General features: G+C 71.1%; 19 protein-coding genes. 4 read left to right on the top strand and 15 right to left on the bottom strand.

The window, feature by feature from the left end; translation table 11 throughout:
* Positions 1-235: 235 nt before the first annotated feature.
* A complete protein-coding gene (locus tag ACFOYY_RS22805; RefSeq protein ID WP_386191759.1) occupies positions 236-6706 on the bottom strand; it encodes a metallophosphoesterase in 6471 nt (2156 codons plus the stop codon).
* 410 nt (positions 6707-7116) lie between these two features.
* Here ACFOYY_RS22805 and ACFOYY_RS22800 point away from each other — a divergent pair, with 410 nt between their 5' ends.
* Positions 7117-7722: a DUF1707 SHOCT-like domain-containing protein gene (locus ACFOYY_RS22800; RefSeq protein WP_352015290.1), complete on the top strand. Its 606-nt coding sequence runs from the start codon at positions 7117-7119 to the stop codon at positions 7720-7722.
* 15 nt (positions 7723-7737) lie between these two features.
* Here ACFOYY_RS22800 and ACFOYY_RS22795 read toward each other — a convergent pair whose 3' ends face one another.
* Both ACFOYY_RS22795 and ACFOYY_RS22790 read right to left on the bottom strand, forming a co-directional pair.
* Positions 7738-8490, bottom strand: a complete 753-nt coding sequence (locus ACFOYY_RS22795; protein ID WP_386191756.1) for an SDR family NAD(P)-dependent oxidoreductase — start codon at positions 8488-8490, stop codon at positions 7738-7740.
* Between the two features lie 69 nt (positions 8491-8559).
* On the bottom strand, positions 8560-9396 hold the full coding sequence (locus ACFOYY_RS22790; protein WP_352015288.1) for a helix-turn-helix transcriptional regulator: 837 nt from the start codon (positions 9394-9396) through the stop codon (positions 8560-8562).
* A gap of 40 nt (positions 9397-9436) precedes the next feature.
* On the opposite strand from ACFOYY_RS22790, the gene ACFOYY_RS22785 reads away from it, so the two are divergent.
* Positions 9437-10018 carry a TetR/AcrR family transcriptional regulator gene (locus ACFOYY_RS22785; RefSeq protein ID WP_352015287.1) on the top strand — a complete coding sequence of 194 codons (582 nt, stop codon included), beginning with the start codon at positions 9437-9439 and terminating at the stop codon, positions 10016-10018.
* 3 nt (positions 10019-10021) lie between these two features.
* Here ACFOYY_RS22785 and ACFOYY_RS22780 read toward each other — a convergent pair whose 3' ends face one another.
* Genes ACFOYY_RS22780 through ACFOYY_RS22745 form a run of 8 tightly spaced genes read right to left on the bottom strand, consistent with a single transcriptional unit; the run spans position 10022 to position 17937 of the window.
* Entirely contained in the window at positions 10022-10867 is an 846-nt protein-coding gene (locus tag ACFOYY_RS22780) for a hypothetical protein (protein ID WP_386191753.1), read from the bottom strand.
* 23 nt (positions 10868-10890) lie between these two features.
* Positions 10891-11868: an acetamidase/formamidase family protein gene (locus tag ACFOYY_RS22775; protein WP_386191750.1), complete on the bottom strand. Its 978-nt coding sequence runs from the start codon at positions 11866-11868 to the stop codon at positions 10891-10893.
* Positions 11861-12691: a carbon-nitrogen hydrolase family protein gene (locus tag ACFOYY_RS22770; protein ID WP_386191747.1), complete on the bottom strand. Its 831-nt coding sequence runs from the start codon at positions 12689-12691 to the stop codon at positions 11861-11863. The genes ACFOYY_RS22775 and ACFOYY_RS22770 overlap by 8 nt, the downstream gene beginning before the upstream one ends.
* 36 nt (positions 12692-12727) lie before the next feature.
* Positions 12728-13531 (bottom strand): ATP-binding cassette domain-containing protein, encoded by an 804-nt coding sequence (locus tag ACFOYY_RS22765; protein ID WP_386191744.1) that lies wholly within the window; start codon positions 13529-13531, stop codon positions 12728-12730.
* Positions 13528-14472 carry an ABC transporter ATP-binding protein gene (locus ACFOYY_RS22760; RefSeq protein ID WP_386191741.1) on the bottom strand — a complete coding sequence of 315 codons (945 nt, stop codon included), beginning with the start codon at positions 14470-14472 and terminating at the stop codon, positions 13528-13530. The genes ACFOYY_RS22765 and ACFOYY_RS22760 overlap by 4 nt, the downstream gene beginning before the upstream one ends.
* The gene (locus ACFOYY_RS22755; RefSeq protein WP_352015281.1) at positions 14469-15329 is read right to left on the bottom strand and encodes an ABC transporter permease; all 861 of its coding nucleotides are present in this window, start codon (positions 15327-15329) and stop codon (positions 14469-14471) included. Before ACFOYY_RS22755 ends, ACFOYY_RS22760 begins: the two co-directional genes overlap by 4 nt.
* Entirely contained in the window at positions 15326-16288 is a 963-nt protein-coding gene (locus ACFOYY_RS22750; protein ID WP_352015280.1) for an ABC transporter permease, read from the bottom strand. Before ACFOYY_RS22750 ends, ACFOYY_RS22755 begins: the two co-directional genes overlap by 4 nt.
* Complete coding sequence (locus ACFOYY_RS22745) at positions 16288-17937, bottom strand: ABC transporter substrate-binding protein (RefSeq protein WP_352015279.1); 1650 nt, start codon at positions 17935-17937, stop codon at positions 16288-16290. Before ACFOYY_RS22745 ends, ACFOYY_RS22750 begins: the two co-directional genes overlap by 1 nt.
* Before the next feature lie 223 nt (positions 17938-18160).
* Here ACFOYY_RS22745 and ACFOYY_RS22740 point away from each other — a divergent pair, with 223 nt between their 5' ends.
* Complete coding sequence (locus ACFOYY_RS22740; protein WP_352015278.1) at positions 18161-18850, top strand: GntR family transcriptional regulator; 690 nt, start codon at positions 18161-18163, stop codon at positions 18848-18850.
* On the opposite strand, the gene ACFOYY_RS22735 is transcribed toward ACFOYY_RS22740, so the two are convergent.
* From ACFOYY_RS22735 to ACFOYY_RS22725, 3 genes are read right to left on the bottom strand one after another with little or no spacing between them, the layout of a single operon-like run.
* Positions 18835-19485, bottom strand: coding sequence for a response regulator transcription factor (locus ACFOYY_RS22735; RefSeq protein WP_352015277.1), 651 nt, complete (start codon positions 19483-19485; stop codon positions 18835-18837). The genes ACFOYY_RS22740 and ACFOYY_RS22735 overlap by 16 nt on opposite strands.
* A complete protein-coding gene (locus tag ACFOYY_RS22730) occupies positions 19476-20558 on the bottom strand; it encodes a sensor histidine kinase (protein ID WP_362778204.1) in 1083 nt (360 codons plus the stop codon). The genes ACFOYY_RS22735 and ACFOYY_RS22730 overlap by 10 nt, the downstream gene beginning before the upstream one ends.
* Positions 20542-21159, bottom strand: a complete 618-nt coding sequence (locus ACFOYY_RS22725; RefSeq protein WP_352015275.1) for a DedA family protein — start codon at positions 21157-21159, stop codon at positions 20542-20544. The genes ACFOYY_RS22730 and ACFOYY_RS22725 overlap by 17 nt, the downstream gene beginning before the upstream one ends.
* Positions 21160-21309: 150 nt before the next feature.
* Here ACFOYY_RS22725 and ACFOYY_RS22720 point away from each other — a divergent pair, with 150 nt between their 5' ends.
* Positions 21310-23631: a M28 family peptidase gene (locus ACFOYY_RS22720; protein ID WP_386191733.1), complete on the top strand. Its 2322-nt coding sequence runs from the start codon at positions 21310-21312 to the stop codon at positions 23629-23631.
* Here ACFOYY_RS22720 and ACFOYY_RS22715 read toward each other — a convergent pair.
* Positions 23596-24477: a LysR family transcriptional regulator gene (locus tag ACFOYY_RS22715; RefSeq protein WP_352015273.1), complete on the bottom strand. Its 882-nt coding sequence runs from the start codon at positions 24475-24477 to the stop codon at positions 23596-23598. The two genes, ACFOYY_RS22720 and ACFOYY_RS22715, sit on opposite strands and share 36 nt — an antisense overlap.
* Positions 24478-24569: the final 92 nt, after the last annotated feature.

Genomic DNA, 24569 nt, shown 5'->3' with positions numbered 1-24569 from the left:
CATTAACCTAGTGGCCGCATCAGTGATGCGCAACCTTGTGTTGCGTGTAGACCGTAGGGTCGGCGGAGAGGGCGTTATGGGCACGGCCGGTCGGGGCGCGGCCCATGCCCGGACGGAGGGTGAGGCCGTACGGGGAGGTCTGGTCGCGGCGTCGCCCTGATGCGCCATGGCGCCCGCAGCCGAGAAGGCTGCGGGCGCCATGGGCTTTCGGGTCGTCGGAGAGGCCGGGGCCTCCTTACGGGTTGACCTTCACCTGGACCGCCGGGGCCGTGCCGATCCGGACGTCCAGGACGATCGACTTGCCGGCGCGGAGGGCGGCGCGGGCCTCGTCGCGGAGGTTGAGCTTCAGGTCCCGGGTCTTGCCGGGCTGGAGCGTGACCTTCTTGTCGTCGACAGGACGGCCGCCGTGGGAGACGGTGACATCCTCCTGGCACTTGCCCTTGCCCGTGCAGATCAGGGTGATCGTCACCTGGGCGGGGGCGTTCCCCTGCGTCTTGACCGTGGCGGTGACGGTGTCGTGGAGCACCCTCATCCCCGTGGGCTCGGGTACCCGGGACAGGAGCGGGGCGAGGTAACGCTTCGTGTCACCGGAGGTGTTGAGCGCGAGGGTCGTCCCGTCCGGCTGGTTCAGGAGCACGGTCAGCGTCGCGTTGCCCTGCTCGTCGAGGCGGGCCTCCCCGAGGTAGGCGATGTCGCCTCCGGCCGGAGCCGACGCGGGGGCGCCGGCCTTCAGCAGGAGGAACGACAGCTGCTTGGCCGCCGTGGCGGCCCCCGCTGACACCGTCACCGTGACGGTGCCGTTGTCGTTCACGACCGCCTGGTGGCGGATGCCGTCGGTCTCGGTGGCCTTGGCCGCCGCCGCTGGGACCACGGTGGTGAACGCGACGGTCCGCGCCGAGGCCGCGGACTCCGCCGAAGCCGCCGCGGCAGGCGTCGCGGTCTCCTCCGTGGCGGGGTTCTCGGCGGCAGGGCTCGCAGGTTCCGGCGCGGTGGCGGGTGCCGTCAGGGCGGTGCGCAGGACCGGTCGGCCGAGGCCGGTGTCCCACCGCCAGACCTTCTCCAGGTCCCACCCGATCGACGCGTAGGTGGCCGGGTCGGCGGCCTGCGCGACGGTGACGGTGGTGCCGTTGAAGCTCTCCGGCGCGGTGGAGCCGATGCTCTGCACCGACGCGACCAGGGTCTCGACGGCGAGGTTGTGCTCGACGGTCGGCGCGCCCCCGTTCAGGGTGCGGGCGACGATCCGGTGGGCCCATCCGGTCGCGGTCACCGTCGGGTTGAGCGCGACGTTGTTCCGGATGGTGGTGCCGGTGTAGGCGTAGCCGCTGATGCCGGCCGCGGCCTCGCTCTTCGGTACGGTCACCGCGCCGGTGGCGTAGTTCCGCTCGGTGAGGCTGCCGCCGCTCGCGGAGCACTGGGCGGCGCCGCCGGCGATGCCGACGAGTCCGCCCGCGTACTTGCCGCCGGTCGTCGAGACGGTCGTCGCCGACCACGAGTCGCGCAGCACGCCGCAGCTGTAGCCGACGATGCCGCCGACCGTGGTGGCGCCGACGATCGAGCCGCTGGTGGCGACCCGCTCAACGGTGCCGTCGAGGCGGTCGGCCAGCGGACCCACGTTCCCCGTGGTGGTGTTCACCGAGGCCCCGGCGAGGGTCAGGTCGTGCACCTTGCCGGTGACGGAGGCGAACAGGCCGCCGACGGAGGAGGTGTAACCGCTCAGGGTGTGTCCCGCCCCGTCCAGTTCGCCGGTGAACGCGGGGGTGATCGGGGCGACGCCGGTCAGGTCGAGGTCCGCGGCGAGCCGGAACCTCTCCGCCGGGTGAGCGGCGATCTGACCCAGGTCGGCCGCCTGCCGTACGAGGTAGAAGCCGTCGGTGTCCCGCGCCAGAGCCGGGCCCGTGGGCTCGGGATCGGAGACGGCGGGGACGTCCTCGGGTACGGCGCGCAGTACGGGCCGCCTGCCGTCCTCGTCCCACTTCCAGACCGTGGTGAGGTCGAAGCCGAGCTTGCCGGTCCAGAAGTCCTGGCTGCGGGCCTCGTCCCTGGTCGCGGTGGCGCCGTTGAGCGTCGCCGGACCGATCGTGGTCTCCTGCTGCGTGGTGGCCTGGAGGGTCTCGACCGCCCAGTTCCCCTCAAGCGTGGCGACGTTGTTCGCCAGCACCCGGCCCAGGAAGCGGTGCGCCCAGGACGGCGCGGTGACGGTCGGGTTGAGCGCGATCGAGTTCCGGATCGTGGTGCCGGTGTAGCCGTACCCGGCCACGCCTCCGTCGTTGCGGCCGTCGGCGAGGACGGCACCCGTGGCGAAGGCCCGCTCGGTGAGCGATCCCGCCAGCGCGACGCCGATGACCCCGCCCGCCTCGGTGGACAGCGCGTGCACGTCCGCCGTGGAGTAGACGTCACGGACGACGCCCTGGGAGTCGCCGAGCAGACCGCCGACCCGCGAGGCCCCGGTCACCGAGCCGGAGACCCACACACGCTCGACGGTGCCGGTGCTCGCGCCCGCCAGGATGCCCGCGCGCGCGGTGGTTCCGGTCACCTTGGCGCCGACGATCGCGAGGTCGTGGACGTTTCCGGACACCTGAGTGAACAGGCCGCCGGTCGAGGTCAGGCCCTTGATCGTGTGGCCCGCGCCGTCCAGCTCACCGGTGAACGCGCCCGGCAGGGTGGTGAACGGCTTTCCGCTCAGGTCGATGTCGGCGCCGAGCACGTAGTCATACGAGAGGTGCGTACCGATCTGGGCGAGGTCGTCGGCGCTCTTGACGATGTGGAAGCCCCTGTCGTCCTTCGGCAGCTGGGGCGCCTCACCGGCCTGCAGCGTCTCGGGCGCCACCTTCAGGGTCGGCCGCGCGCCGGTCTCGTTCCACTGCCAGACGTTGGTGAAGTCCCAGCCGCGCGCCTCGTAGAAGGACTGCTTGCGGAGCTCGGCGGGGGGGACGACGTTGCCCCTCTGGTTGCCCGCCGCGGGCGGGTCGGTCAGCGTCTGCCCACTGATCGGTACGGCCCGGCTGACGTGGTTGTCCTCCAGCGAGGCCGTCTGCCCGGCGAGCACGCGGCCGAGGATGGCGTGCGCGTAGCTGGTGCCGGAGACGTTCGAGTTCAGCGCGACCGAGTGGCTGACCTCGGTCGCGTCGTACCCGTAGGCCGCGATGCCGCCCGCCGACGCCCCGGCCGAGGTGACCGAGCCGGTGGCCAGCACGTTCTGGGTGACGGAGCCGCCCATGGCGACGCCGACGACGCCGCCGACGTACTGGGCCGTGGCCTTGACGTTCACCGTCGAGACGCTGTTGCGGACGATGCCGAACTGGTGGCCGGTGATGCCGCCGACATAGCTCGCGGCGGTCAGCGACCCGTCGGCACGGACCCGCTCGATCGTGCCGTGGTTGATGTCGGCGACGAGACCGGCCGGGGTGCGGTCGGTGGTCGCCTCGCCGTTGACGACCAGGTTCACGATCGTGCCGTGGTTGTCGGCGAACAGGCCGGGCCCCTGGCCGGGGATCGCGGACAGGCCGGAGACGGTGTGCCCGGCGCCGTCGAACACGCCGGTGAAGGCGATCGTGCGGCCGATCTGGGAACGGCCGAGGCCGCTCAGGTTCAGGTCGCCGGCGAGCCTGTAGTGCCCGGCCGGATCGTTGTCGATCTTCGCCAGGTCGTCGGCGGAGTCGATCAGGTAGGGGGTCTGGGCGGTGCCGTCACCGGCCAGGCCCTCGCGCAGGGTCACGGCTGGCCGCAGCGGTTTGCCGGACCTCAGCGAGTCCCAGACGAACAGCCTGACGGTCGAGCTCGGCGCGACCGCGAGCGGCTTGTCGAAACTGATGTACTGCTCACGGCCGGTGTGGTTGAGCGTGACGTCGGCCGAGCGCACGTCGATCATCTTCTGCTGCGAGGCGTCGTACGTCGCGGCCATGACGGTCAGCCTGTCGAGGCTGCCCGGGGAGGAGATGAGTCCGACGCCGTCCAGCTCACGGTTCCTGATCTCGGCGGAGGAGACCTTCCAGGTGCCCTGCGGCTTGGTGACGGTGAAGTCGTCGACCACCCGGCCGTCGATCTTGTACGCCGTCAGTCGCAGGCCCGCGTCGGTGGCCGTCAGGACACCGCCCATCTGGACGTCCTCGTCGTCGACCTTGTCGTCCCACCAGTGCTTCGCGTTCTCGTAGAACTTGGGGCCGGAGGAGCCCATCGTCACGAAGGTGGTGCCCTCGGCCGTCTCCTCCGGCGTCCGGGCCAGCCGGCCCTCGTAGATCGTCGAGCGCTTGTAGACGTGGTCGTGGGCGCCGATGTACATGTCGACGCCGAGCTGGTCGAGGACGCGCGTGACCTTCTCGCGGTCGATGTCCATGCCCGCGTCGGCCCCGTGGCGGCCGCCGTAGTAGGAGAAGTGCCCGAGGGCGACGTTCCACTTCTTGTCCGAGGCCCGGACGTCCTTCACCAGCCAGGCGAGCTGGTCGTCGAGACGGGCGGTGGAGCTGAGGACGGAGAAGTGGATCTGCCCGCGGTCGAACGAGTAGTTGGCCTCGCCCACGGCGCCGTTCTTGGGCAGCGCGAACATGTTGGTGAAGACCGAGGCGGGCTCGACGGCGACCGAGTTGTAGTCGGGGTCCTCGTAGGTCTCGTGGTTGCCCTTGACGGCCGCGTACTGCGTGTCGAGGCCGGACAGGAGCGCGTCGTTGATCTCGCTCCACATCCTGGTGCGGCCGCCGTCCTCGACGAGGTCGCCGAGCTGCATGACGGTGCCGCCGCCGGGAGCCTTGGCCTTCAGCTGGTCGAGGACCTTGCCCGGCAGCTTGAGGCTGTCGGCGTTGCTGTCGGGGACCTGGATGTCGCCGAGGATGTAGACGGGCTCGCTGTCGGTCCCGCCCGCGAGGAACCGGCCCTTGACGTCCGTCCAGGCGGCCGTGTCGGCGGCCTTCGGGGCGGCGCCGTTCCTGGTGACGCCGAGGCGGTACCGGTAGGACGTGCCGACCTTCAGGCCGGTGAGCCGGAACTCGTGGGAGCGCAGCGTCTGGCCCGTGACGGAGTGCTGGAACTTGGGCTCGTCGTTGCCGACGGTCGACGTCTCGTACGGGCTGTCGCCGGTCGAGGTGAGGACCTGGGCCCTGGACCAGTCGTCGCCGCCCTCCGGCAGGACCTGCGCGTAGACGCGCTGGATGTCCCGGTCGGTCGTGACGGCGATGCCCGCCGTGCCGGGCTCGGCGCCCACGGCCACGTTGTTGGTGAAGCGGAACACGCCCGCCGGGTCCTGCGTCCTCTGGTCGATCTGGATCCGGCGCAGCTCGGCGTTGGTGTTGCCCTTGTCGTCGGTCGCCTTCACGACGACGAACGTGTCGTCGTAGGAGCGGATCTGGAAGGCGCCGTCCTTGACCGGGACCTGGCCCGCGGAGTCCCACACCTCAAGGGCGGTGGTCGGCTGCCCGCCGGAGTCGTCGGTCGCGCTCACCTGCGGCAGCGTGACCGCCTGGCCGTACCGGGCGGTCGCGGGCACGTCGGCGACGGTGATCTGCGGGGCGTAGTTCGCGCCGCTCGTCGTCTCGCCGATCCAGATCGGGGCGGAGACCAGGAAGTTGCCGTCGGCCTGGTCGGCGCGGACGTAGTAGAAGTCGCCGTCCTTGACGTCCAGCTTCTTCTTCAGCGTCAGGTCGTTGCCGCTCAGCCTGCCGAAGTCGTGGGCGACCTTCCCGCCGTTGGTGATCAGCTGGGCGCCGGTGAAGGAGTCCTTGGCGTCGGGGTCCCTCAGCTGGAGCTCGGCGTCCAGGGTGGTGGTGCCCGCGGGCAGGATCGAGCCCATCAGCTTGCCGTTGCCGCCGAAGGCGAGGACGGCGTTGACGTCTCCGGTGGAGTACGTGCTGCGGTCGCGCATCGCCGCGTAGAGGTCGTCCAGGCTCCTGCCCCTGGCCCAGATGCCGGTGATCGACGGGTTGCTCGTGACCCAGGTGGCGGAGTGCTCGTCGCCGTTCCAGACCGGGGACAGATGCCAGCCCGCGTCAAGGGCCTTCTGGAACTCCCTGGCCTGGTCCGGGGACTTGACCTCGATCAGCTCCATGCGTTCGTCGGCGGTCCTGTCCAGGCCCCTGAAGCCGAAGAACTCGCCCTTGCCCGTGGGTGAGGGGTGGTTGAACTGGCCGATCGCGTTCGGGTCCTGCTTGAGGCGGGCGAGGTAGGTGAAGTAGTCGTACTTCATGTCGCCGACGCCGAAGCCGTTGGCGAACCCGTCGACGGTGCCCTTCTCCGTGGCCCTGGCCGTCGCGTGCCAGCTGGTGTTGAAGAGGTTGATGTGGCCGGTGCCGTCGTACCAGGTGTTCTCGATGGCGGGGGCCACGGTGAGCTCGGTCTGGGACGCGTTGAACTTGTCCGCCAGCTCGTGCAGGGCACGCCACTCGTCCGAGTCGGCGTCCCGCCAGTCCTTGATGAAGTCGTCGCCGTTGCGGATGTCCCACATCACGTCGTGCTCGGTGAGGGCGAAGAAGTCCGCGTCAGTCTTGTCGCGTACGTAGGTGAACGCCGCGCTCGGGTTCTCGGCTCCGTCGCTCATCCCGGTGTGCGCGTGGAACTCACCGGTGTACAGGGACTTGCCGAGGTAGGTCGGCCGGTTCTCGGTCGCCGAGGCCGCCGAGGCCGGGGAGGCCGGCGCGACGACGAGTGCGCCGGCCGTGAGTGCGATCGCGGTGATCGCACCGGGCCAGGCAGGGGGTCGTGGTGCGCTGCTGCGCGTCATGTTTCTGCCGTTTCAGGTGATTCGAGTGTGCTGATCACAGAAATCACAGCGGGTGGAACGGCTCACTGCGCGTGCGTGTAGTGAAGGTGAACGATCAACAAATCCCGACAATGATCACATTTTGGATCTATCAGACAAGGCGCCCAACGGGCTTGTTCGGTGATCAGACGGGCGGCGCTCCGGTCACGTCCGGTCGGCGGCCGCGCGCGGAGACCGCCATGACCGACCGGCCCGCGACGGCGCACGCGCACCGCCTCCCGAGTGCCGTGAACGGCAGGCCGGACCGGTCCGGTGACCTGCGCCGTAACCTTCAGCCGCCGGGCTCGGGGTGACGGGGTGCGAGCCGGTACGGAGACCCGGCCCCTTTTACGCGCTCTCTGTCGTGATAAATGAGAACTATCGTGACTTTCATGGAAAACTTCCCTCAGCGCAGGGACCCCCAGACGTCGAACCTGCGCGCCTCGGACAGCAACAGGGAGCAGGTCTCCGCCCTGCTCGGTGAGGCCCTGAGCACCGGTCAGCTGGCCTACGAGGAGTACTCCGAACGCCTGGACAGGCTCTACCAGGCCAAGACGGTTGGGGAGCTTGAGGTTCTCACCAGCGATCTGCAGGTCGAGCGGCACCGTCCGGCCACGAGCCCGGTGTCCTACGTCCCGGGCACGAACTCAGAACCCGAGAACGTCATCGCCATCTTCGGCGGCGCCGACCGCAAGGGCCGCTGGCGGGTACGGCGGCGCATCAGGGGTCTGGCCCTTTTCGGCGGGATGCGGTTCGACATGACCGACGCCGAGTTCGAGGCGAAGGAGATCGAGATCACGATCAACGCCGTCTTCGGCGGGGCCGAGATCATCGTGCCCGAGGGGGTGGAGGTGCGCTGCCAGGGTGTGGGCATCTTCGGCGGCTTCGACGTGCACGGCGGCCCGGACATCGACCCGTCTGCGCCGGTGGTCGTGGTGAAGGGCCTGGCGCTGTTCGGCGGCGTGAGCGGCAAGGCCAAGCGCAGGAAGGACCGCTGAGCCCGGGAGCGGGACTCACAGCACCGGTGCGGGGGTGGAGTTGACGAGGCCGCCGTCGACGAGGATGTCCTGGCCGTTGACGTAGGACGCCTCGCCGGAGGTGAGGAAGGCGACCACGGCGGCGACCTCCTCGGCGGTGCCGACGCGTCCGGCGGCGATGGAGGCCGCGAGGGAGGCCCGGGCCTCGGCGGAGACCTCGGTGCGGAACGCCGGGGTGTCGATGGTGCCCGGGCTCACGGAGTTGACCCGGATGCGCCGTGGCGCCAGCTCGGCCGCGAGGGTCCGGGTCAGATTGTGCGCCGCGGCCTTGGCCGCCGAGTAGAGGGCCGTGCCGGGCGTTCCACGGTGCAGGGCGAACGACGCGTTGATCACGATCGATCCCCCGTCGGACAGCAGGGGAAGCGTCTTCTGGACGGTGAAGAACACCGCCTTGAGGTTGATGTCCACGACGCGGTGGAACTCGGCCTCGGTGACGTCGCCGAAGGCCTGGAAGGCGCCGACGCCCGCGTTGGCGAACACCACGTCCAGCCCGCCGTACCGGTCGTGGACGGTCGAGGCCAGTGTGTCCAGGTCGGCGAGGTTCGCCGCGTCGCCGGCCACCCCGAACGCCCGGTCGCCGAGGCTCGCCACGGCGGCGTCCAGCCGTACCCTGTCACGGCCTGTGACGACGACCCGGGCTCCTTCGGCGAGCAGCCGGTGCGCGGTGGCCAGGCCCATGCCGCTGGTACCGCCGGTGATCAGTGCGACTTTTCCCGAGAACCGTGTCATGGGTCCAGCGTGCCGGTACGGCGCGCGGGCATACAGTGCGCGCCTGTCGTGGGTGTGGCACCACCAGGTTCAGGCCGTGCGGGTCAGGGCGGCGAGACGCTCGCCGGTGCCGGGGCGGGGGTCGTACAGCACGAGGTTCAGGCCGGGACGGTCGGCGACCGTCAGGGTCGTCGCGTCGAAGAACAGCTCACCGGCCCGGGGGTGGCGCAGGGCGTTGACGGCCTGGGCCGGGACGCCCACCTCGTGGCGTTCCCACAGTTCGGCGAAGTCGGGGCTGACGACGCCGAGGTCGGCGACCACCCGCTCGAATCCGGCGTCGCCGGGGAAACGCGCCCAGTCGGCGCGGTAGGCGGCCACGACGGCGGGGGCGGCCGAGACCCACGTCTCGCGCATGGCGAGATAGCGGGGGCTGGTGAAGAAGGTGACCAGGCAGTTGTGGGCGGCCCCCTCGGCGAAGCCGAACACGCTCCGCGCCGTCTCGTTGAACGCCAGCACGTCCCAGTTCCTGTCCCGCAGCACCGCGGGCCGTCCCTCCCACCCGTCGAGCAGGCGCCGCAGCTCGGGGGTGACCTCGCTCGCGGGCGTCCGCCCGGCGGGCGGCGGGTTGAGACCGGCCAGGGAGTAGAGGTGGGCCCGTTCGGGTTCGCCCAGGCGCAGTGCCCCGGCGATCGCGTCGAGCACGCCGGTCGAGACGGTGATGTCGCGGCCCTGTTCGAGCCAGGTGTACCAGGAGACCCCGACCCCGGCCAGCAGCGCCACCTCCTCGCGCCGCAGCCCCGGGGTCCGGCGCCGTCCGGCCGTGGGGATGCCGACGTCGCCGGGGGTGAGCCGGGCCCGGCGGGCGCGCAGGAAGTCACGGAGCCGTTCGCGCCGCCGGGTGGAGTCGCCGATCGCCTCGATGGTCATGTCCCCACGATAGCCACAGGGATCGACTATTGTTAGTCAGGTGGCTGACTCAAAGAAATCGGCGGGCAAGCGGCGGCAGCTGATGGTCGCCGCCGCCCAGGTCCTGCACCGGCAGGGCGTGGAGCGCACCACCATCGCCGACATCGCCAACGCCGCCGACGTCCCCGTCGGGAACGTGTACTACTACTTCAAGACCAAGGACGCGCTGGTACAGGCGGCCCTGGCCGAGCACGCCGGGCACCTGGCGGGCCTCACCGACGAACTCGACAGGCTCCCCGACCCGCGCGAACGCCTCAAGGCCCTGGTCGGCGGCTGGATCGGCCAGCGCGACGTCGCGGCCCGCTACGGCTGCCCGACCGGGACCCTGGCCGTCGAGCTGGACAAACGCGAGGACGGGGGCATGGACGTCGAGGCGGGCAGGGTCATCCGGCTGCTGCTCGACTGGGCCGAGCGGCAGTTCCGCGAACTGGGCGCCCCCGATCCGGACGGCCTGGCGCTCACGCTCGTCGGCGCCTACCAGGGCATGTCGCTGCTGACCAACGCCCTGCGCGACCCGGAGATCATGGTCCGCGAGGGAAACCGCCTCCTGGACTGGCTCGACTCCCTGCCCGGCGACTCCTGAGGCTCAGCGGCTCGGGGCGCGGGCGTCGGCGGTCAGGACATGGGTGAAGAAGTTCTTCACCCGGCCGAACAGGGAGGGGCCGTGGTGCCCGACACCGGGGACCACGTCGTACCGTACGGCCAGGCCGTGCCGTTCGAGGCTGTGTTTCAGGGCGAGCATCCGCCCGGTGCGGGGAACTCCCTCGTCGTTCACCCCCGGAATCCACGCCGGATGCCCGGCGCCGACGCGGATGGCCCTGGTCTGGGTGTCCTCGGCGCCGATCAGCAGGTGGACGGCTGTCTCGCGCAGCGCGGAGGGGTCGACCCGCCTGCCCAGTGTCTCCAGGGTGCCATCGATCCCCGCGGGCCAGGGCAGGCTCTCGTCGAGCAGCGTGACCGCCCCCGGCGCCCCGATCGTCACCGCGCGCACCCGCTCCGGGTGCAGGTAGAGGAACCGGTGGGCGAAGTGGCCGCCTCCGGAGAAACCGAACAGCAGAAAACGCCTGCTGTCGACACGGTAGGTGCCGGTGACCTCCTCGACCATGGCGAGCAGGATCAGGTCGAAGCGGATGTCACCGTGCCTGAGGTACTTGTAGCCGTCGAACTCGCCGGGGTCCGGGATGCCGACCGGGAAGAGGGGGACCAGCACGACGCAGTCGTTGGCCTCGGAGAAGTCGGCGAAGGAGTCCCGGTAGGTCTGGACGTCCCGCTCGGTTCCGTGGACCAGGACCGCCAGCGAGTAGACCTTCCCGGAGTCGGCGCTGTAGTCGTCGGGGACGTGCAGGCAGTAGGAGAAACGCTGGTCGTACTGCGAGGCGTACATCGGTGTGCGGCCGATGTCGTAGATGGAGAGGGCGCGTGGTCGGTGCATGTTCACTCGTCTCGGGACGACGCTCAGGACGACGGTTCCGGCAGGGGGGTGGGCAGGGAGTATCGCGGGACCGCCACGTGGACGGACGACCAGCCCCCGTGGACGCACTGGTTCACGGTGACCTCGGCGACCGCTCCGAGCAGGTGGTGGGCCTCGGCGGGACGGTAACCGTACTCGGCGGTCAGCCTGCGGTGGAGCTCGCGCATCGCCGCCCGCAGGTTGGCGGTGACGTCGGTCCCGTGGGCGCATCCGACGGTGCCGATGTGCCCGAGGCCGTCGAGGTGGGGAGTGCCCATCGCGGTCCCCGCTCCGGGGAGCAGGTCCACGGTCACGGTGACGTCGGCGTTGGTCTCCAGCGCGGTGCCGGTGATCTCCGCGTCGCCCATGAGGGCGTGCACGTCCCCGAGGGACAGCAACCCGCCCGCCACCTCGACCGGTATGACGAGCACGCTGCCCGTCCGCAGCGCCTGGCAGTCCATGTTGCCACCGCACCGGGGGTGGGACAGCAGCGAGGGGAAGGCCTCTCCAGAGGGCGCGAGACCGAGTGAGCCGACCATCGGGCGCGTCGGAAGGACGAGCGGGCCGAGCGAGGTCGGGAACGACACGGTGTCGCCGTCGATAGCGATAGGGCAGACACGGGTGTCGCCGAGCGGCGCGTCCAGTTCGTCGTCACGGTGGATCAGGGTCACCGCGTACGGCGCGACCGTGCCCAGCCGGATGTCGCGGATCGTGACGGCCAGGGCGTCGCCGGGCCGCGCGCCACGGATCGCGACCGGACCGGCGACGGGGTTGAAGGCGCCGATCAGGTCGAGAAGGTCGGATTCGGCGGGGAAACGCTGGTCGGTGGAGACGACCTGGTTAGAGAAGCAGTCGAGGGTCTCGAAGACCAGCGTGGCGCCGTCGCCGACCTCGACCACCGGGGTGAGGGCCTGGTCGTAGGCGAAATGGTGCAGGTTCCTCGGCACCCGCACCGCCGTGGGACCGGTCGTGAGGTCAGCCATCGGCCCGCTCCCGTGCCACCGGACGGTCGTACACGGCGGGGGCCGTCTCGTTCGGCGCGTTCAGCGCGGCACGTGCCCGGCCGAGCGTGGCGGGGTCGAGATCCACGGTGACGAACTCCGTCCCCTCCTCGGCGCGGGCCAGGACCCGGCCCCAGGGGTCGACCGCCATGGACTGGCCGAAGGCCGCGAAACCGTCGTCCCCAACCCCCTCCTGAGCCGGGGCCAGGACGTAGCAGAGGTTCTCGATCGCCCGGGCGCGCAGCAGCGGCTCCCAGTGCGCGGCACCGGTGAGGGCGGAGAAGTTGGACGGCACACACAACACGTCGGCACCGGAACGCGCCAGCGAACGGTACAGCTCGGGGAAACGCAGGTCGTAGCAGATCGACAGGCCGAAGGAGAGCCCCCGGTAGTCCACGGTCACCAGATGGTCGCCGGGGGTGGTGTACTCGCCCTCGTCCTCGGTCACCTCGGCCGTCGCCAGCCGGAACAGGTGAACCTTGCGGTACTCGGCCACGATCCGGCCCGTTGACCCGACGAAGACCGCGGCGTTGTACGGCCTGGCCTCCTCGCCGGAGGCCAGCCACATTCCGCCGACCAGTACGGCCAGCCCGCGCGCCGCCGCCGCGGAGCGCAGACGTGACAGCGTCGGGCCGTCGCGCTCCTCGACGAGACCGGGTGACGGAGCGCCCCGGTAGGCGCAGGCCTCGGGCAACAGGAGCAGTTCCGCTCCCGCGTCCGCGGCGCGGTCGAGTGTGGCGGCCATCCGGTCGAGGTTGGCGTCCCTGTCGGGCCCGGAGGACATCTGGGCCAGGGCGACTCGCATGGGTCTCCGTTCTTCGTTTCTGGGGCTTGTGGGCGCTCAGCCGCGGTCGAGGGCCGGGGTGGCCGCGAGCAGCGCGCGGGTGTAGGGGTGGGCGGGCTCCCGCGTCACCTGCGAGGCAGGCCCCTGCTCCACGATCCGGCCGCCGTGCATCACCGCGACGTGGTCGGCGACGTGTACGGCGGTGGCCAGGTCGTGGGTGATGAGCAGGACACCGAGCTCCCGGCTCTCCCGCAGGTCGTCGAGCAGCTTGAGCACGCTGGCCCGTACCGAGACGTCCAGCATGGAGACCGGCTCGTCGGCGATGAGATAGTCGGGGTCGAGGACGAGACCGCCGGCGATGGCGACACGCTGGCGCTGCCCGCCGGACAGCTCGAACGGGCGGCGGTCGAGGAAGGACTCGACCGGGGTGAGGCCGACCGCGGTCAGCGCGGCCCGGACCCGTTCCTCCCGCTCCGCCCTGGGCACCCCGTGCACGGCCAGCCCTTCGGCGACGATGTCCCTGACCCGCTGGCGGGGGCTGAGGGACTCGTAGGGATCCTGGAAGATCATCTGGACGCGGCGGCGGAAGGCCTTGAGGTCCCGGCCGCGTAGCGTGGCGACGTCCACGCCGTCCACGCTCACCCGGCCCCCGGTGAGGTCCTGCACCCGGGCCATGCACCGGGCGAGTGTGCTCTTGCCCGACCCCGACTCCCCGACCAGCGCCACGACGCTGCCCTTGGCCAATGAGAGCCGTACTCCGTCGACCGCGAACGAGCCCGGTGACGGGCGGCGCAGCAGCACGTCGGCCAGCGGCCTGCGGCCGCCGTACCTGACACGGACGTCCTCGGCGACCAGGCTCATGCGTCCACCTCCACCAGGTGACAGGAGCAGGAACGGCCGCCGCCCAGGTCCCGTGGCGGCGGGGGGCTCTCCGCGCACCGGTCGAGTGAACTCGTGCAGCGCGGTTGGAAGGCACAGCCGGTCAGCGGCAGGTCGAGCCGGGGCGGCACGCCGGGAATCGAGGTCAGCGGGCGCCGCGCGGTCAGGTCGGGGGTGGCCTCGACCAGGCGCCGGGTGTACGGGTGGAGTGGCCTGCGCACGAGGTCGGCGCAGGCCGCGTGTTCCACGACGGAGCCGGCGTACATGACGGCGGCCCGGTCGCAGATGCGCGGGACCAGGGCGAGGTCGTGGGTGACGAGCACCACGGCGAGCCCGAGCGAGTCGCTCAGCTCCCGCAGCAGGGCGACGATCTGGTCCTGCACGATCACGTCGAGCGCCGTGGTCGGCTCGTCGGCCAGCAGGACCTTCGGCTCGCAGGCCAGCGCGAGGGCGATGACGGCCCGCTGCCGTTGGCCGCCGGATAGCTCGTGCGGGTAGCGGGAGGCGACGCCCTCGGGCAGGCCGACCCGTTCGAGCACCTCAAGGGCGCGCAGCCTGCCCTCCCGCCTGCCGCCGCCGTGGATGCGGACGGCCTCGGCGATCTGGGCGCCGACCCGGCGCACCGGGTTGAGCGCGTTCATGGCGCCCTGGAAGACCATCGCGATGTCGGTCCAGCGATGTGGCCGCATCGAGGCCTCACCACCGGCCAGGATGTCCTCGCCGTCGAGCAGCACCTGGCCGGAGACGACGGTCCCGGCGGGCAGCAGCCCCATCATGGCCAGCATTGTGGTGGTTTTGCCGCACCCGGACTCGCCGACGAGCGCCAGCCGTTCCCCCGGTTCGAGGTCGAGGCTGACCGACCGTACGGCACGCGCGCCCGAGGGGAATCCGACGACCAGGTCACGCACGCTGAGCAGGCTCATCGGGGCACCACCTTGAAGTACTCGCGGGCCAGGTGCGCGACCCTGAGCCGGGGGTTGAGCGTGTCCTCGATCGACTGGGACACCCAGTAGCAGCACATGACGACGAGCGAGACGGCGACACCTGGCGGGGCGAAGGCCCACCAGGCCCCCTGCGTCATCGCCGTCCGCTGGAACGCGAAACGGATCATGGTTCCCCAGGTGACGGTTTCCGGGTCGCCGAGCCCGAGGAAGGTCAGCGCGGTCTCGGTGAAGATCGCCAGGGCGATGGTGAGCGCGGCCATCGCGCTCAGCAGCGGCGCGAGCTGCGGCAGGAGGTGGCGGCCGATCACCCTCAGGTGACTCGCGCCCAGTCCGCGGATCCGCTGGACGTAAGGACGGTTCCTGAGGGAGGAGGTCTCGGCCCGCACCACCCTGGCCGTCGAGGTCCACAGCAGCAGCGCGATCACCACGACGAGATGACCGATGCTGCTGCCCCACACGGCCGCGATGACGATGCCGAGCGGCAGGGCGGGAATCACGATGGCGTAGTCGGTGATCCGCATGAGCAGCGTGTCGACCCAGCCGCCGAAGTACCCCGCGGTCACCCCGACGCAGCCGCCGACCAGCACGGCGACCAGGGCCGCGGCGGCACCGATGAACAACGTCGGCCGCGTGCCGTACAACAGGAGGCTGAGCACGTCGTGGCCGCCGTCGTCGAGCCCGAGCGGGTGCGCGGGGCCGGGCGGGGCGAAGACCGCTCCGACCTGCCGCCCCGGATCGTACGGCGCCAGCCACCCGGCCAGCAGGGCGGCCAGTGTCAGCAGGACGAGGACGGCGACGCCGACGGTGGCCCGTGGGTTGGCGCGCAGGAGTCTCATCGGGCCACCCTCGGGTCGAGCCGGACGTAGAGCAGGTCGGCCAGCAGGTTGAGCGTGACCACCGAGACGGTGAGCACGAGGAACACCCCCTGGAGCATCGGATAGTCGCGTTGCACCACCGCCTCGTACATCGCCCGGCCGACGCCGGGCCAGGAGAAGACCGTCTCCACGAGGATCGACCCGCCGATGAGGCTGCCGAGGGAGAGGGCGACGAGTGTGATGACGGGCAGCATCGCGTTCGGCAGCACGTGCCTGGCCAACGTGCGCATCGGACCGGCGCCGAGCGCCCTGGCGGTCAGCACGTGATCGTCACCCAGGGTCTCCAGCATGGAGGAGCGCACCACGAGCGTGTACTGCCCGAAGACGATGAGCGCGATGGTCAGCGCGGGCAGGACCATGTGGGCGGCCACGTCGGCGAGCTGTTCGCCCCAGGTCGGGTCGACCAGGAACTCGTCGCGCATGCCCTGCGCGGGCAGGTCGGAGCCCAGCAGCAGGATGAGCAGCAGCCCCAGGAAGTGGGTCGGGACCGAGTAGAAGGCGATGGCGGTGTTGGTGCTGAGCCTGTCGACCCAGCCGCCCCGGTACCACGCGGCGAGCGCGCCGCTGACCAGGCCGAGCGCGAGCGCCAGAAGCAGGCCGATCGTGATGAGCGGCAGCGTGTTGGCGAAGGCCTCCGCCAGGCGGCCGGCGACCGGTTCCTGGGTGGCGAAGGAGACGCCCAGGTCTCCGTGGGCCAGACGGCCGAGATAGATCCAGTACTGGTCCCAGAGCGGCTGGTCGAGGCCGAACTGCCTGCGCAGCGCCGCGCTCAGCTCCGGCGAACCGCCCGGAACCCGGGACAGGTTCGCCACGGCGTCCCCGGGCAGCACGCGGAACAGGAGGAAGTTCAGCGTCACCACCACGTAGATGGTCACCAGGGTCGTCAGCAGACGCCTGATCAGGTGGCCGGTGCGTGACATCAGGGGGCGGCCGTCGCCGACAGCAGGCCGTAACGGGACTGCGAGTCGAGGATGCCGAGCGGCGAGTCGCCGAACCCGCTCCACTTCTTGCTGTGCCCCTCCACGACGTCGTCGTAGTGGGTGACGATGTACGGCCGGGCCTCGTAGACCATCTTCTGCATCCGCCAGACGATCTCCCTGCGGTCGGCGTCGTCCACGGTGCTCGCCTGCTGGTCGTACAGCTTGTCGTAGTCCTTGTCGCAGTAGGCGGTGTCGTTCCAGCTGCCCCACTGCCCGCAGGTCATGCCGTTGAGCAGGAAGTCGGGGTCGCGCTGCGCGATCCAGCCCCACTGGGCCAGGGTGAACTGCTCGTACTTCTTGTCGGGTCCGGTCAGCTGGTCGAAGGCGGTGGCGTTGTCGGCCTGTCTGGGTTTGAGCTGCACGCCGATCTTCCTGAAGTCCTCGCTGACGATCTGCAGGGCCCGCTCACCCTCGCCGCCCTCGACGTCCGGGATGATCACCTCGTACGACATGGGCGCGCCGTCGGCGACCCGGACGCCGTCGGGGCCGGGCCGGTGGCCCGCCTCGTCGAGCAGCGCCGCCGCCTTGGTCAGGTCGAAGCCCAGGGGCCGCACCGAGGGGTCGTACCAGTCGCCGCTGGCCGGAGGCACGATGGAGCTGCCCGGTGTGCCGTACCCGAGGTAGGCGACCTCGATGATCCGCTTGCGGTCGACGGCGTGCTCGAACGCCTCGCGCACCTTCGGGTCGCGCAGTTCGGGGTGGGCCTTCTGGTTCGGGCTCTGGTTGATGATGAGGTCGTGGAAACGGAAGCCCGCCCTGCGTGACACCGTGAAGCCCGCCTGCTCGACCGGCTTGACCGCGGTGATCGGCAGTGGTGCCGCGTAGTCGATCTGGCCGGTCTTGAGGGCGTTGACCATGGCGTCGGGGCTGCTGAAGAACTGCAGGCCGAAACCGCCGGGCTTGGGGCGGTCGCCGTACCAGTTGGGATTGGGCTCCATCAGCGCGATCTGGTCCTTGGCGTACTTGCTCAGCCGGAACGGTCCGCCCGCGACCAGCGGCGCGGGGTTGGGGGTCTGCTTGAGCTGCATCCCGTCGCCGGTCGCGTACTTCTCCCACACGTGGGCCGGGAGCACGGGGACCTTCACCAGGCGGCCGAGCACGTTGGCGGTCGGCTTCTCATAGGTGATCACGACCCGCTCGGGCGTGGGAGCCGAGGCGCTCCTGACGTTCTTGACCGAGGCGGCCTCCGAGGCGGTCGGCCCCTCGCGGTACTTCACGATGGTGTTGACGGTGAAGGCCACGTCGGCGGCGGTGAGGGGGGTGCCGTCCGACCACTTCGCGCCGGGGCGCAGGTCGAAGGTCCAGGTGAGCTTGTCCTCGCTGGAGGTCCACGACTTCGCCAGGTCGCCCTCGAAGGAGCCGGAACCGGTGTACTGGACAAGAAACGGGTAGTTGTAGCGGAAGATCATCGCGCAGGTCGTGCCGATGGACGCGAACGGATTGGTCGAGTTGCAGGTGAACGTCGTGCCGATCCGCAACACGGCGCCGCTCTTTCCCGCGGCCCGCGCCCCGGCGTCCGAGCCGCCGGAACATCCTGCGGCCAGCAGGCCTACCAGCGTCAACGCGGTGAGCTTAGTCTGGGGTTTCACCGTCTTGCCTTCCTTCCCTGTCACCCGCGAAACCTGCTCGTCACGCCGCGTTCCTGGCGTGGGCCGGGCTCGCCCCGACGGTGGGCCATGTCGGCCGTGGGAGATCACCGGGGCTCGTTCTGGGGGATGGGTATGCAGTATATCGGTCGTCCTTTTCCTGACAAGGCCTTGCTTTCAGGGACAAGTGCTCGCCGGAGAGAGAGGTAGCCGATATATTGCTGCTGTGCCCCTGCCCCATGTGAAGTCAGACCGGCGCTACACGAGCGCCCAGCAGTTCGCCTACGAGGAGCTGCGCGCCTGGATCCTCAACGGGGTCCTGCAGCCGGACGAGACCGTGCGTGACGTCGAGATCGCGGAGTTCCTCGGGGTCAGCCGGACCCCCGTCCGCGAGGCCCTCATCCGGCTCGGCCAGGAAGGGCTCGTCGAGGCCAGTGCCAGCCGCATGACCCGGGTCGCCCCCCTGCCCCTCGACCGGGCCTCACATCTGTTTCAGGTGGGCGCGACCCTCGACGCGCTGGCCGCCGAACTGGCCGCGCCGCACATGACGGAGTCCGACCTGCACCTCATGCGGGGGCTGCTGGACACGCTGAACCAGACCACCGCCCCCGACCGGTTGAGCGCGCTCGACGAGGAGTTCCACCGTGTCTACTACCGCAGGGCGGCCAACCCGGTCCTGATCGAGACGCTCGACTCCATCGACGAACAACTCCGCCGGATAGAGCGCCATATCTGGGGCTACGTCCGGGTGCACGAGGAGGCATACGAGGAACACCGCGTCCTGCTGGAGGCGCTCGGCGCGGGAGACGCCACGGGGGCGGCCGCCGCGGCGCGCCACAACTGGCACCGCTCCTGGCAGCGCATCGACGAGTTGCTCAAACCCGCGTCGGCCGAGGCCGCTCAGGAGCCGAGATAGCGCAGCACGGCCAGGACCCGTCGGCTGTAACCGGTGGTGTGTGACAGCTCAAGCTTGTCGAACAGGGCGTTGACGTGCTTCTCGACCGCGCTCTGCGACACGTGCAGCGTCTGCGCGATCGAGGCGTTGGTCAGCCCCTGCGCCATCAGCTCGACCACCTGCCGCTCCCGGGCGGTCAGCCGGGTCAGCGGGTCGGCGTGGCTGGTGCGGGCGAGCAACTGCCGTACCACCTCGGGGTCGAAGGCCGTCCCCCCGGCTCCGACCCGGTCGAGTGCCTCAAGGAAGTCGCTCACCTGGGCCACCCGGTCCTTGAGCAGGTAGCCGACCCCGGAGATGTCGCCGCTCATCAGCTCGGTCGCGTACTTCTTCTCCACGTACTGCGACAGCACCAGCACCCTGACGTCCGGCCGGAGCCGCCTGATCTCCAGGGCCGCGCGCAGGCCCTCGTCGGTGTGCGTCGGCGGCATCCGGACGTCGGCCACCACCACGTCGAGCTCCGCTCCGGCCTCGGAGACGGCCTCGACCAGGGCCTCGCCGTCGCCCACGGCGGCGAGCACCTCGTGCCCCTCCTCGGCCAGCAGCCGGACCAGGCCCTCCCTGAGCAGGGTCGAGTCCTCGGCCAGGATCACCCGCATGGCAGCTCCGCCGTGATCACGGTCGGCCCGCCGTCCGGGCTGGTCACGGTGAGACGGCCGTCGAGCGCGGCCACCCGGCCCGCCAGCCCGGACAGACCGTCCCCCGTCGCGTCGGCGCCACCGGCGCCGTTGTCCTCCACACGCACGAGGACCATCGTGCCCTGTTCGCGGACCTCGACGGTGACCAGGTCCGCCCCCGAGTGCTTGTCGGCGTTGGTCACCGCCTCGCTGACCACGAAGTAGGCCGCCGTCTCGACCGTCCTGGGCAGCCGTTCCGGCGGCGCTCCGACGACCTTGACCGGGACCCCGGCGCGTTCGGCGACCCCGGCCAGCGCCTCGGCGAACCCCAGCGAGTCGAGTGCCGAAGGATAGACCCGCCAGGCCACCTCGCGAAGCTCGGTCAGCGCCTGCTGGGCCTGCTCGTGCAGCTGTTCGAGCAGCTCGGGCCGTCCCCTGCGGGCCCGTCCGGCCAGCATCGACAGCGCGACCAGCCGCTGCTGCACCCCGTCGTGCAGGTCACGTTCGATCCTGCGCCGCTCGGAGTCGACCGCCGCCAGAGCCCCCGCCCTGCTCTCGGTCAGCTCGGTGATCCTGCGCCGCAGCGCCTCGGTCGGGTCGGGGGCGAGCATCCGTACGGCCAGCCGCCGTTCGAGCACGTCCGCCCCCACCAGGCCGGACAGGTGCAGGAAGAGCAGGAAGACCCCCGCCAGGCCGATGTAGGCGATCAGCGGCGGGGCCGGCGGCATGCCGTCGAACGGCAGGCCCCTTCCCCACGTCCAGGCCAGGACGGCGGCCGTGACCGTGCCGTACCCGAGCAGGAGGACCACCAGGCCGCCGAGCACGCCGACCGGCACCCTCGCCGCGAGGTAGCCCAGCTCACCCCCGCCCTGGGGGGAGAGGTCGAGACCGAGCCGCCGGACTTCGAGCGCGGCCAGCCGCCGGGCCGCCGCCCGCGCCCAGGGGCGCCCCGCGAACGGCAGCGCCACCAGGACGAAGACCAGGCCGAGCAGGGCGGTGAACGCGCCGAGGGTCACCGCCCCGAGCAGCCGCAGCCCCCTAACGACGGCTCGCATGCCGCCCCTTGTACCGTTCGTTCAGCCTGAGGCCCACGAAGACGACCACGGCCAGCGCGACCACGGCGATCACCACGTTGGTGCCCACGCCGACGTAGGCCTCGACCAGGGACCAGTTCTCCCCGAGGAGGTAGCCGGCCAGCACGAAGATGGTGTTCCAGATGAGGCTGCCCGCGGCGGTCAGCGCCGTGAAGACACCCAGCGGCATGCGTTCGACCCCGGCCGGGATCGAGATCATGCTGCGGAAGATCGGGATCATCCTGCCGAAGAACACGGTCTTGCGGCCGTGCTTGAGGAACCACGCCTCGGTCTTGTCGATGTCGGAGACCTTCAGCAGCGGGATGCGGGCGGCCAGGGCCAGGGTGCGTTCACGGCCGAGCAGCGCGCCGATCCAGTACAGCGCCAGCGCGCCGACCACCGAGCCCGTCGTGGTCCACAGCAGTACGGCCGGCAGACTCATCTCCCCCTGGGAGGAGGCGAAGCCCGCCAGCGGCAGGATCACCTCGCTCGGGATGGGAGGAAAGAGGTTCTCCATCGCCACCGCGAACCCGGCCCCCGGGGCGCCGAGGCTTTCCATCAGTGCTACCAGCCAATCCGTCATGCCCAGAAGGTTACGAAGGTCGGGATATGGTCACCATGAGGTTCGTGACCGTTTCCGGTTGTGGAAAACCACACCTGTGGAAAACCACAGCGAGGTTCGGGCAGGCGCCTCATGTCGCGGAGCCGTCGGCCGTACCTATCGTCGCCGACCGTGTTCAAGAAGATGTTCAAGAAGACGGCGTTCGCGGGGCCGGCGGCCCTCGTCGTCCTGGTGGCGGTGGTCGTGCTGTCCGCGATGGCCGACAGCACCATGCAGCCCCTGCCCGCCTCCGCCCCCGCCGGGGAGTTCAGCGCGCGGCGCGCCCTGGACCACCTGAGGGAGTTCGCCGCCGAGCCACGGCCCATCGGAAGTCCGGCGGGTGACCGGGCCAGGGACTACCTGGTGGGACGGCTGCGGGCCGAGGGTCTCCAGGTCGAGGTGCAGCGGGCCGTCGGAGCCCGCCCGGCCTCCGGGCTGGCGACGTTCGGCCAGGTCGACAACATCGTGGGCAGGCTTCCCGGGACCGACCCGACGGGTACGGTGCTCATCGCCGCCCACTACGACTCGGCGGCGATGGGCCCCGGCGCCTCCGACGACGGCGCGGCGGTGGCCGCGATGATCGAGACGGTCAGGGCACTGCGCACGGGAACCGGTCTCCGCAACGACGTCGTGCTGCTGATGTCGGACGGTGAGGAGGACGGCGTTCTCGGCGCCGAGGCGTTCGTCAGGCGGCATCCGCTCGGCCGTGCGGGCGGGGTGCTGCTGAACTGGGAGGCCAGGGGAGTGCGCGGCCCCTCACTGATGTTCGAGACCTCACGGAACAACGCCCGGCTGGTCGAGACGTTCGCCGACGCCGTCCCCGCCCCGCGCGGTGACTCCTCCATGGTCGAGATGTACCGGCTGCTGCCCAACAACACCGACTTCACCCCGCTGACCGGGGCCGGGTTCACCGGCATGAACTTCGCCTACATCAGGGGCTCCTCGCTCTACCACACCGCGGCGGACTCCGTCGCGAACCTCGACCCCGGCAGCCTGCAGCACCACGGCTCCACCATGCTGGCGCTGACCCGCGCCCTGGGCGGCGCCGACCTGCGGACGCTGACCTCCGACCACGACGTCACCTACTTCCGCGCCCTCGGCGTCATGATCACCTACCCGGGCACGGCCGTCCCGCCCCTGGCGGCGCTGGCCGTACTGGCGGTCGCGGGCCTGGTGGTCCTCGGCCGGGTACGGCGACTGCTCACCCTTCCCCGGCTGGCGGTCGCGACGGTCTCGGCGGTCCTGCCGCTGCTCGCCTCGGTCGCCATGGCCCAGGGGCTGTGGGAACTGCTGGTCGGCCTGCGGCCCGAGTACGACACGATGGGCGGACTTCTACATCGCCCGCAGGCCTTCGAGGCGGCGATCGCGGTCATGTCCGCGCTGGCGGTGCTCTGCTGGTACCTGCCGCTGCGCCGCAGGCTCGGCCCGGCCGCGCTGTCGGCGGCCGTGCTGGTCTGGACGGCCGGGCTGGGCGCGCTGTGCGCCTGGTTCGCCCCGGGAGCGGCCTTCCTGTTCACCCTGCCCGCGCTGCTGGGCGCGCTCGGCGCGCTGGCGGCGTCCGTGACCGGAGCGCCGGCCTGGGTACGGGCGGTCGCGACGACACTGGGGCCGGTCACGGCCGCCGCGGTGCTGCCCTCCCTGGCCTGGAACGCCTTCGACGGGATGGGCCTGGCGCTCGGCGGGGTGGGCGCCCTGGTGCTGGCGCTGTTCTGGCTGGGCGTCGCGCCGCTCGTCGAACCGTTCCGGCTCGGGCGCGCCGTACCTTTGACGGCGGCCGGGCTGGCTCTCGCCCTGGTCGGCGCGGGGCTGGCCGTGGACGGGTTCGACGCCGAGCGGCCACGCCGTACGCACCTGGCCTACGTCATGGACGCCGACACCCGCGTCGCGCACTGGGCCAGCGCGGACCCCGAACCCGCCGGGTGGACCAGGCGGTACGTCTCGGCGCGTGCCGTTGACGGGCTGCCGCCCGGCTACGCGCGGGGGTCGCTGTGGACGGGCCCCGCCCCGGCGATCAGGGCCGACGGCCCGAGGGTCGTCGTGTCCTCCTACGACGGCGGCACACTCACGATGCGCGTGACAGCGGGCCGGGGAGCCCGTTCGGTGACGCTGCGGCTGGACCGGCCGATCACCTGGGCGGGTGTGTCCGCGGGCCGGTTCGGCCAGGCGGGCGTCCAGGTCACCGGTACGCGCACCGGCACCTGGCCGAGTGAGATCCGCTTCCGCGGCATCCCCTCCCAGGGGGTCAGGGTCACCGTACGGCTGTCGCCCGCCGAGCGGGTCCGTGTCATCGCGATCTCCGAGAGCGACGGCCTGTCCGCGGTGCCCGGCTTCGTGCCCCGGCCCCCGGGACTGGTCGCGGCGACCAGGGAGGACGGTGACCTCGTCGCGGTCACCCGGGGGTACACGCTGCGCCGCGGCTCACACGGCGAGGGCGTCGCCGAGGGCGCGCAGTGAGGCGGTCTCGTTGTCGCGGTGCCGGACGAACGTCAGTGCGGAGTCCGGCAGGCCGGTGACGGGGACGAAGGCGATGTCGGGGCGGCCGTGGTAGCGGGCGCTCGGCGCGCAGAGCAGCATCGCCCCCCGGCCGGCGGCGATCAGCGTCAGCGCCTCCTGCAGGGTGCTGACCCCGGGCCCCCGGGGCACGGGCCTGCCGCCGGGGGTGACGGCGGGCACCTGCAGGTCGCGCCAGTAGCGCGGGGCGGGTTCCGCGATGTCGACGAGCACGCAGTCGGCGAGTTCCTCGGCGGAGACCGACTCCCGGCCCGCGAAGGGGTGGCGGCCGGAGACCACCAGGGTCATCGGCTCCTTGGAGAAGAGCGGCCCCGCGACCAGGTCGGGCTCCCTGACCGGGGCCGGGACGACGGCCCCGTCGACCTCGCCCCGGCGCACGCCGCCGAACGGGTCGGCCAACGGGTACTCCACGGTCTCGACCTCGCAGGCGGGGTGCCGGTCCTCGAAGGCCCTGATCGCCGTCATGACCTGCTCGTTCAGGAAGCCGGAGAAGCCGATCCGCACGACCCCCTCGACGCCGCGCGCCCCGGTCCTGGCGCGCTCGACGCTCTGCCGCAGGGCGTCGTAGGCCGGACGCAGGTCCGTCAGGAAACGCTCGCCGAGCGGGGTGAGCCGTACCCGGCGGCTGGTGCGTTCGAGGAGGCGGGCGCCGATCCTGCGCTCCAGCGAACGCAGGAGCTGGCTGACCCGTCCCTGGGAGACGCGCAGCCGTTCCGCGGCGTGCCCGAAGTGCAGCTCCTCACTCAGCGTGAGGAAGCACTCAAGCTCTCTCATCTCCAGCTCAGGCACCGCGCGTCCCCAAATCGATTAGCCCGGTTAATGTAAGGATGCGATCTTCGTCGTTGTTCCCGGCCCAGCGGCGGCACAGGCTTGGCGGCATG

The sequence above is a fragment of the Streptosporangium jomthongense genome (genome assembly GCF_042650425.1).
Classification (GTDB): Bacteria; Actinomycetota; Actinomycetes; order Streptosporangiales; family Streptosporangiaceae; genus Streptosporangium.
Note: the sequence above shows the minus strand (reverse complement) of the source record. Positions and strands in the feature narration are given on the sequence as shown.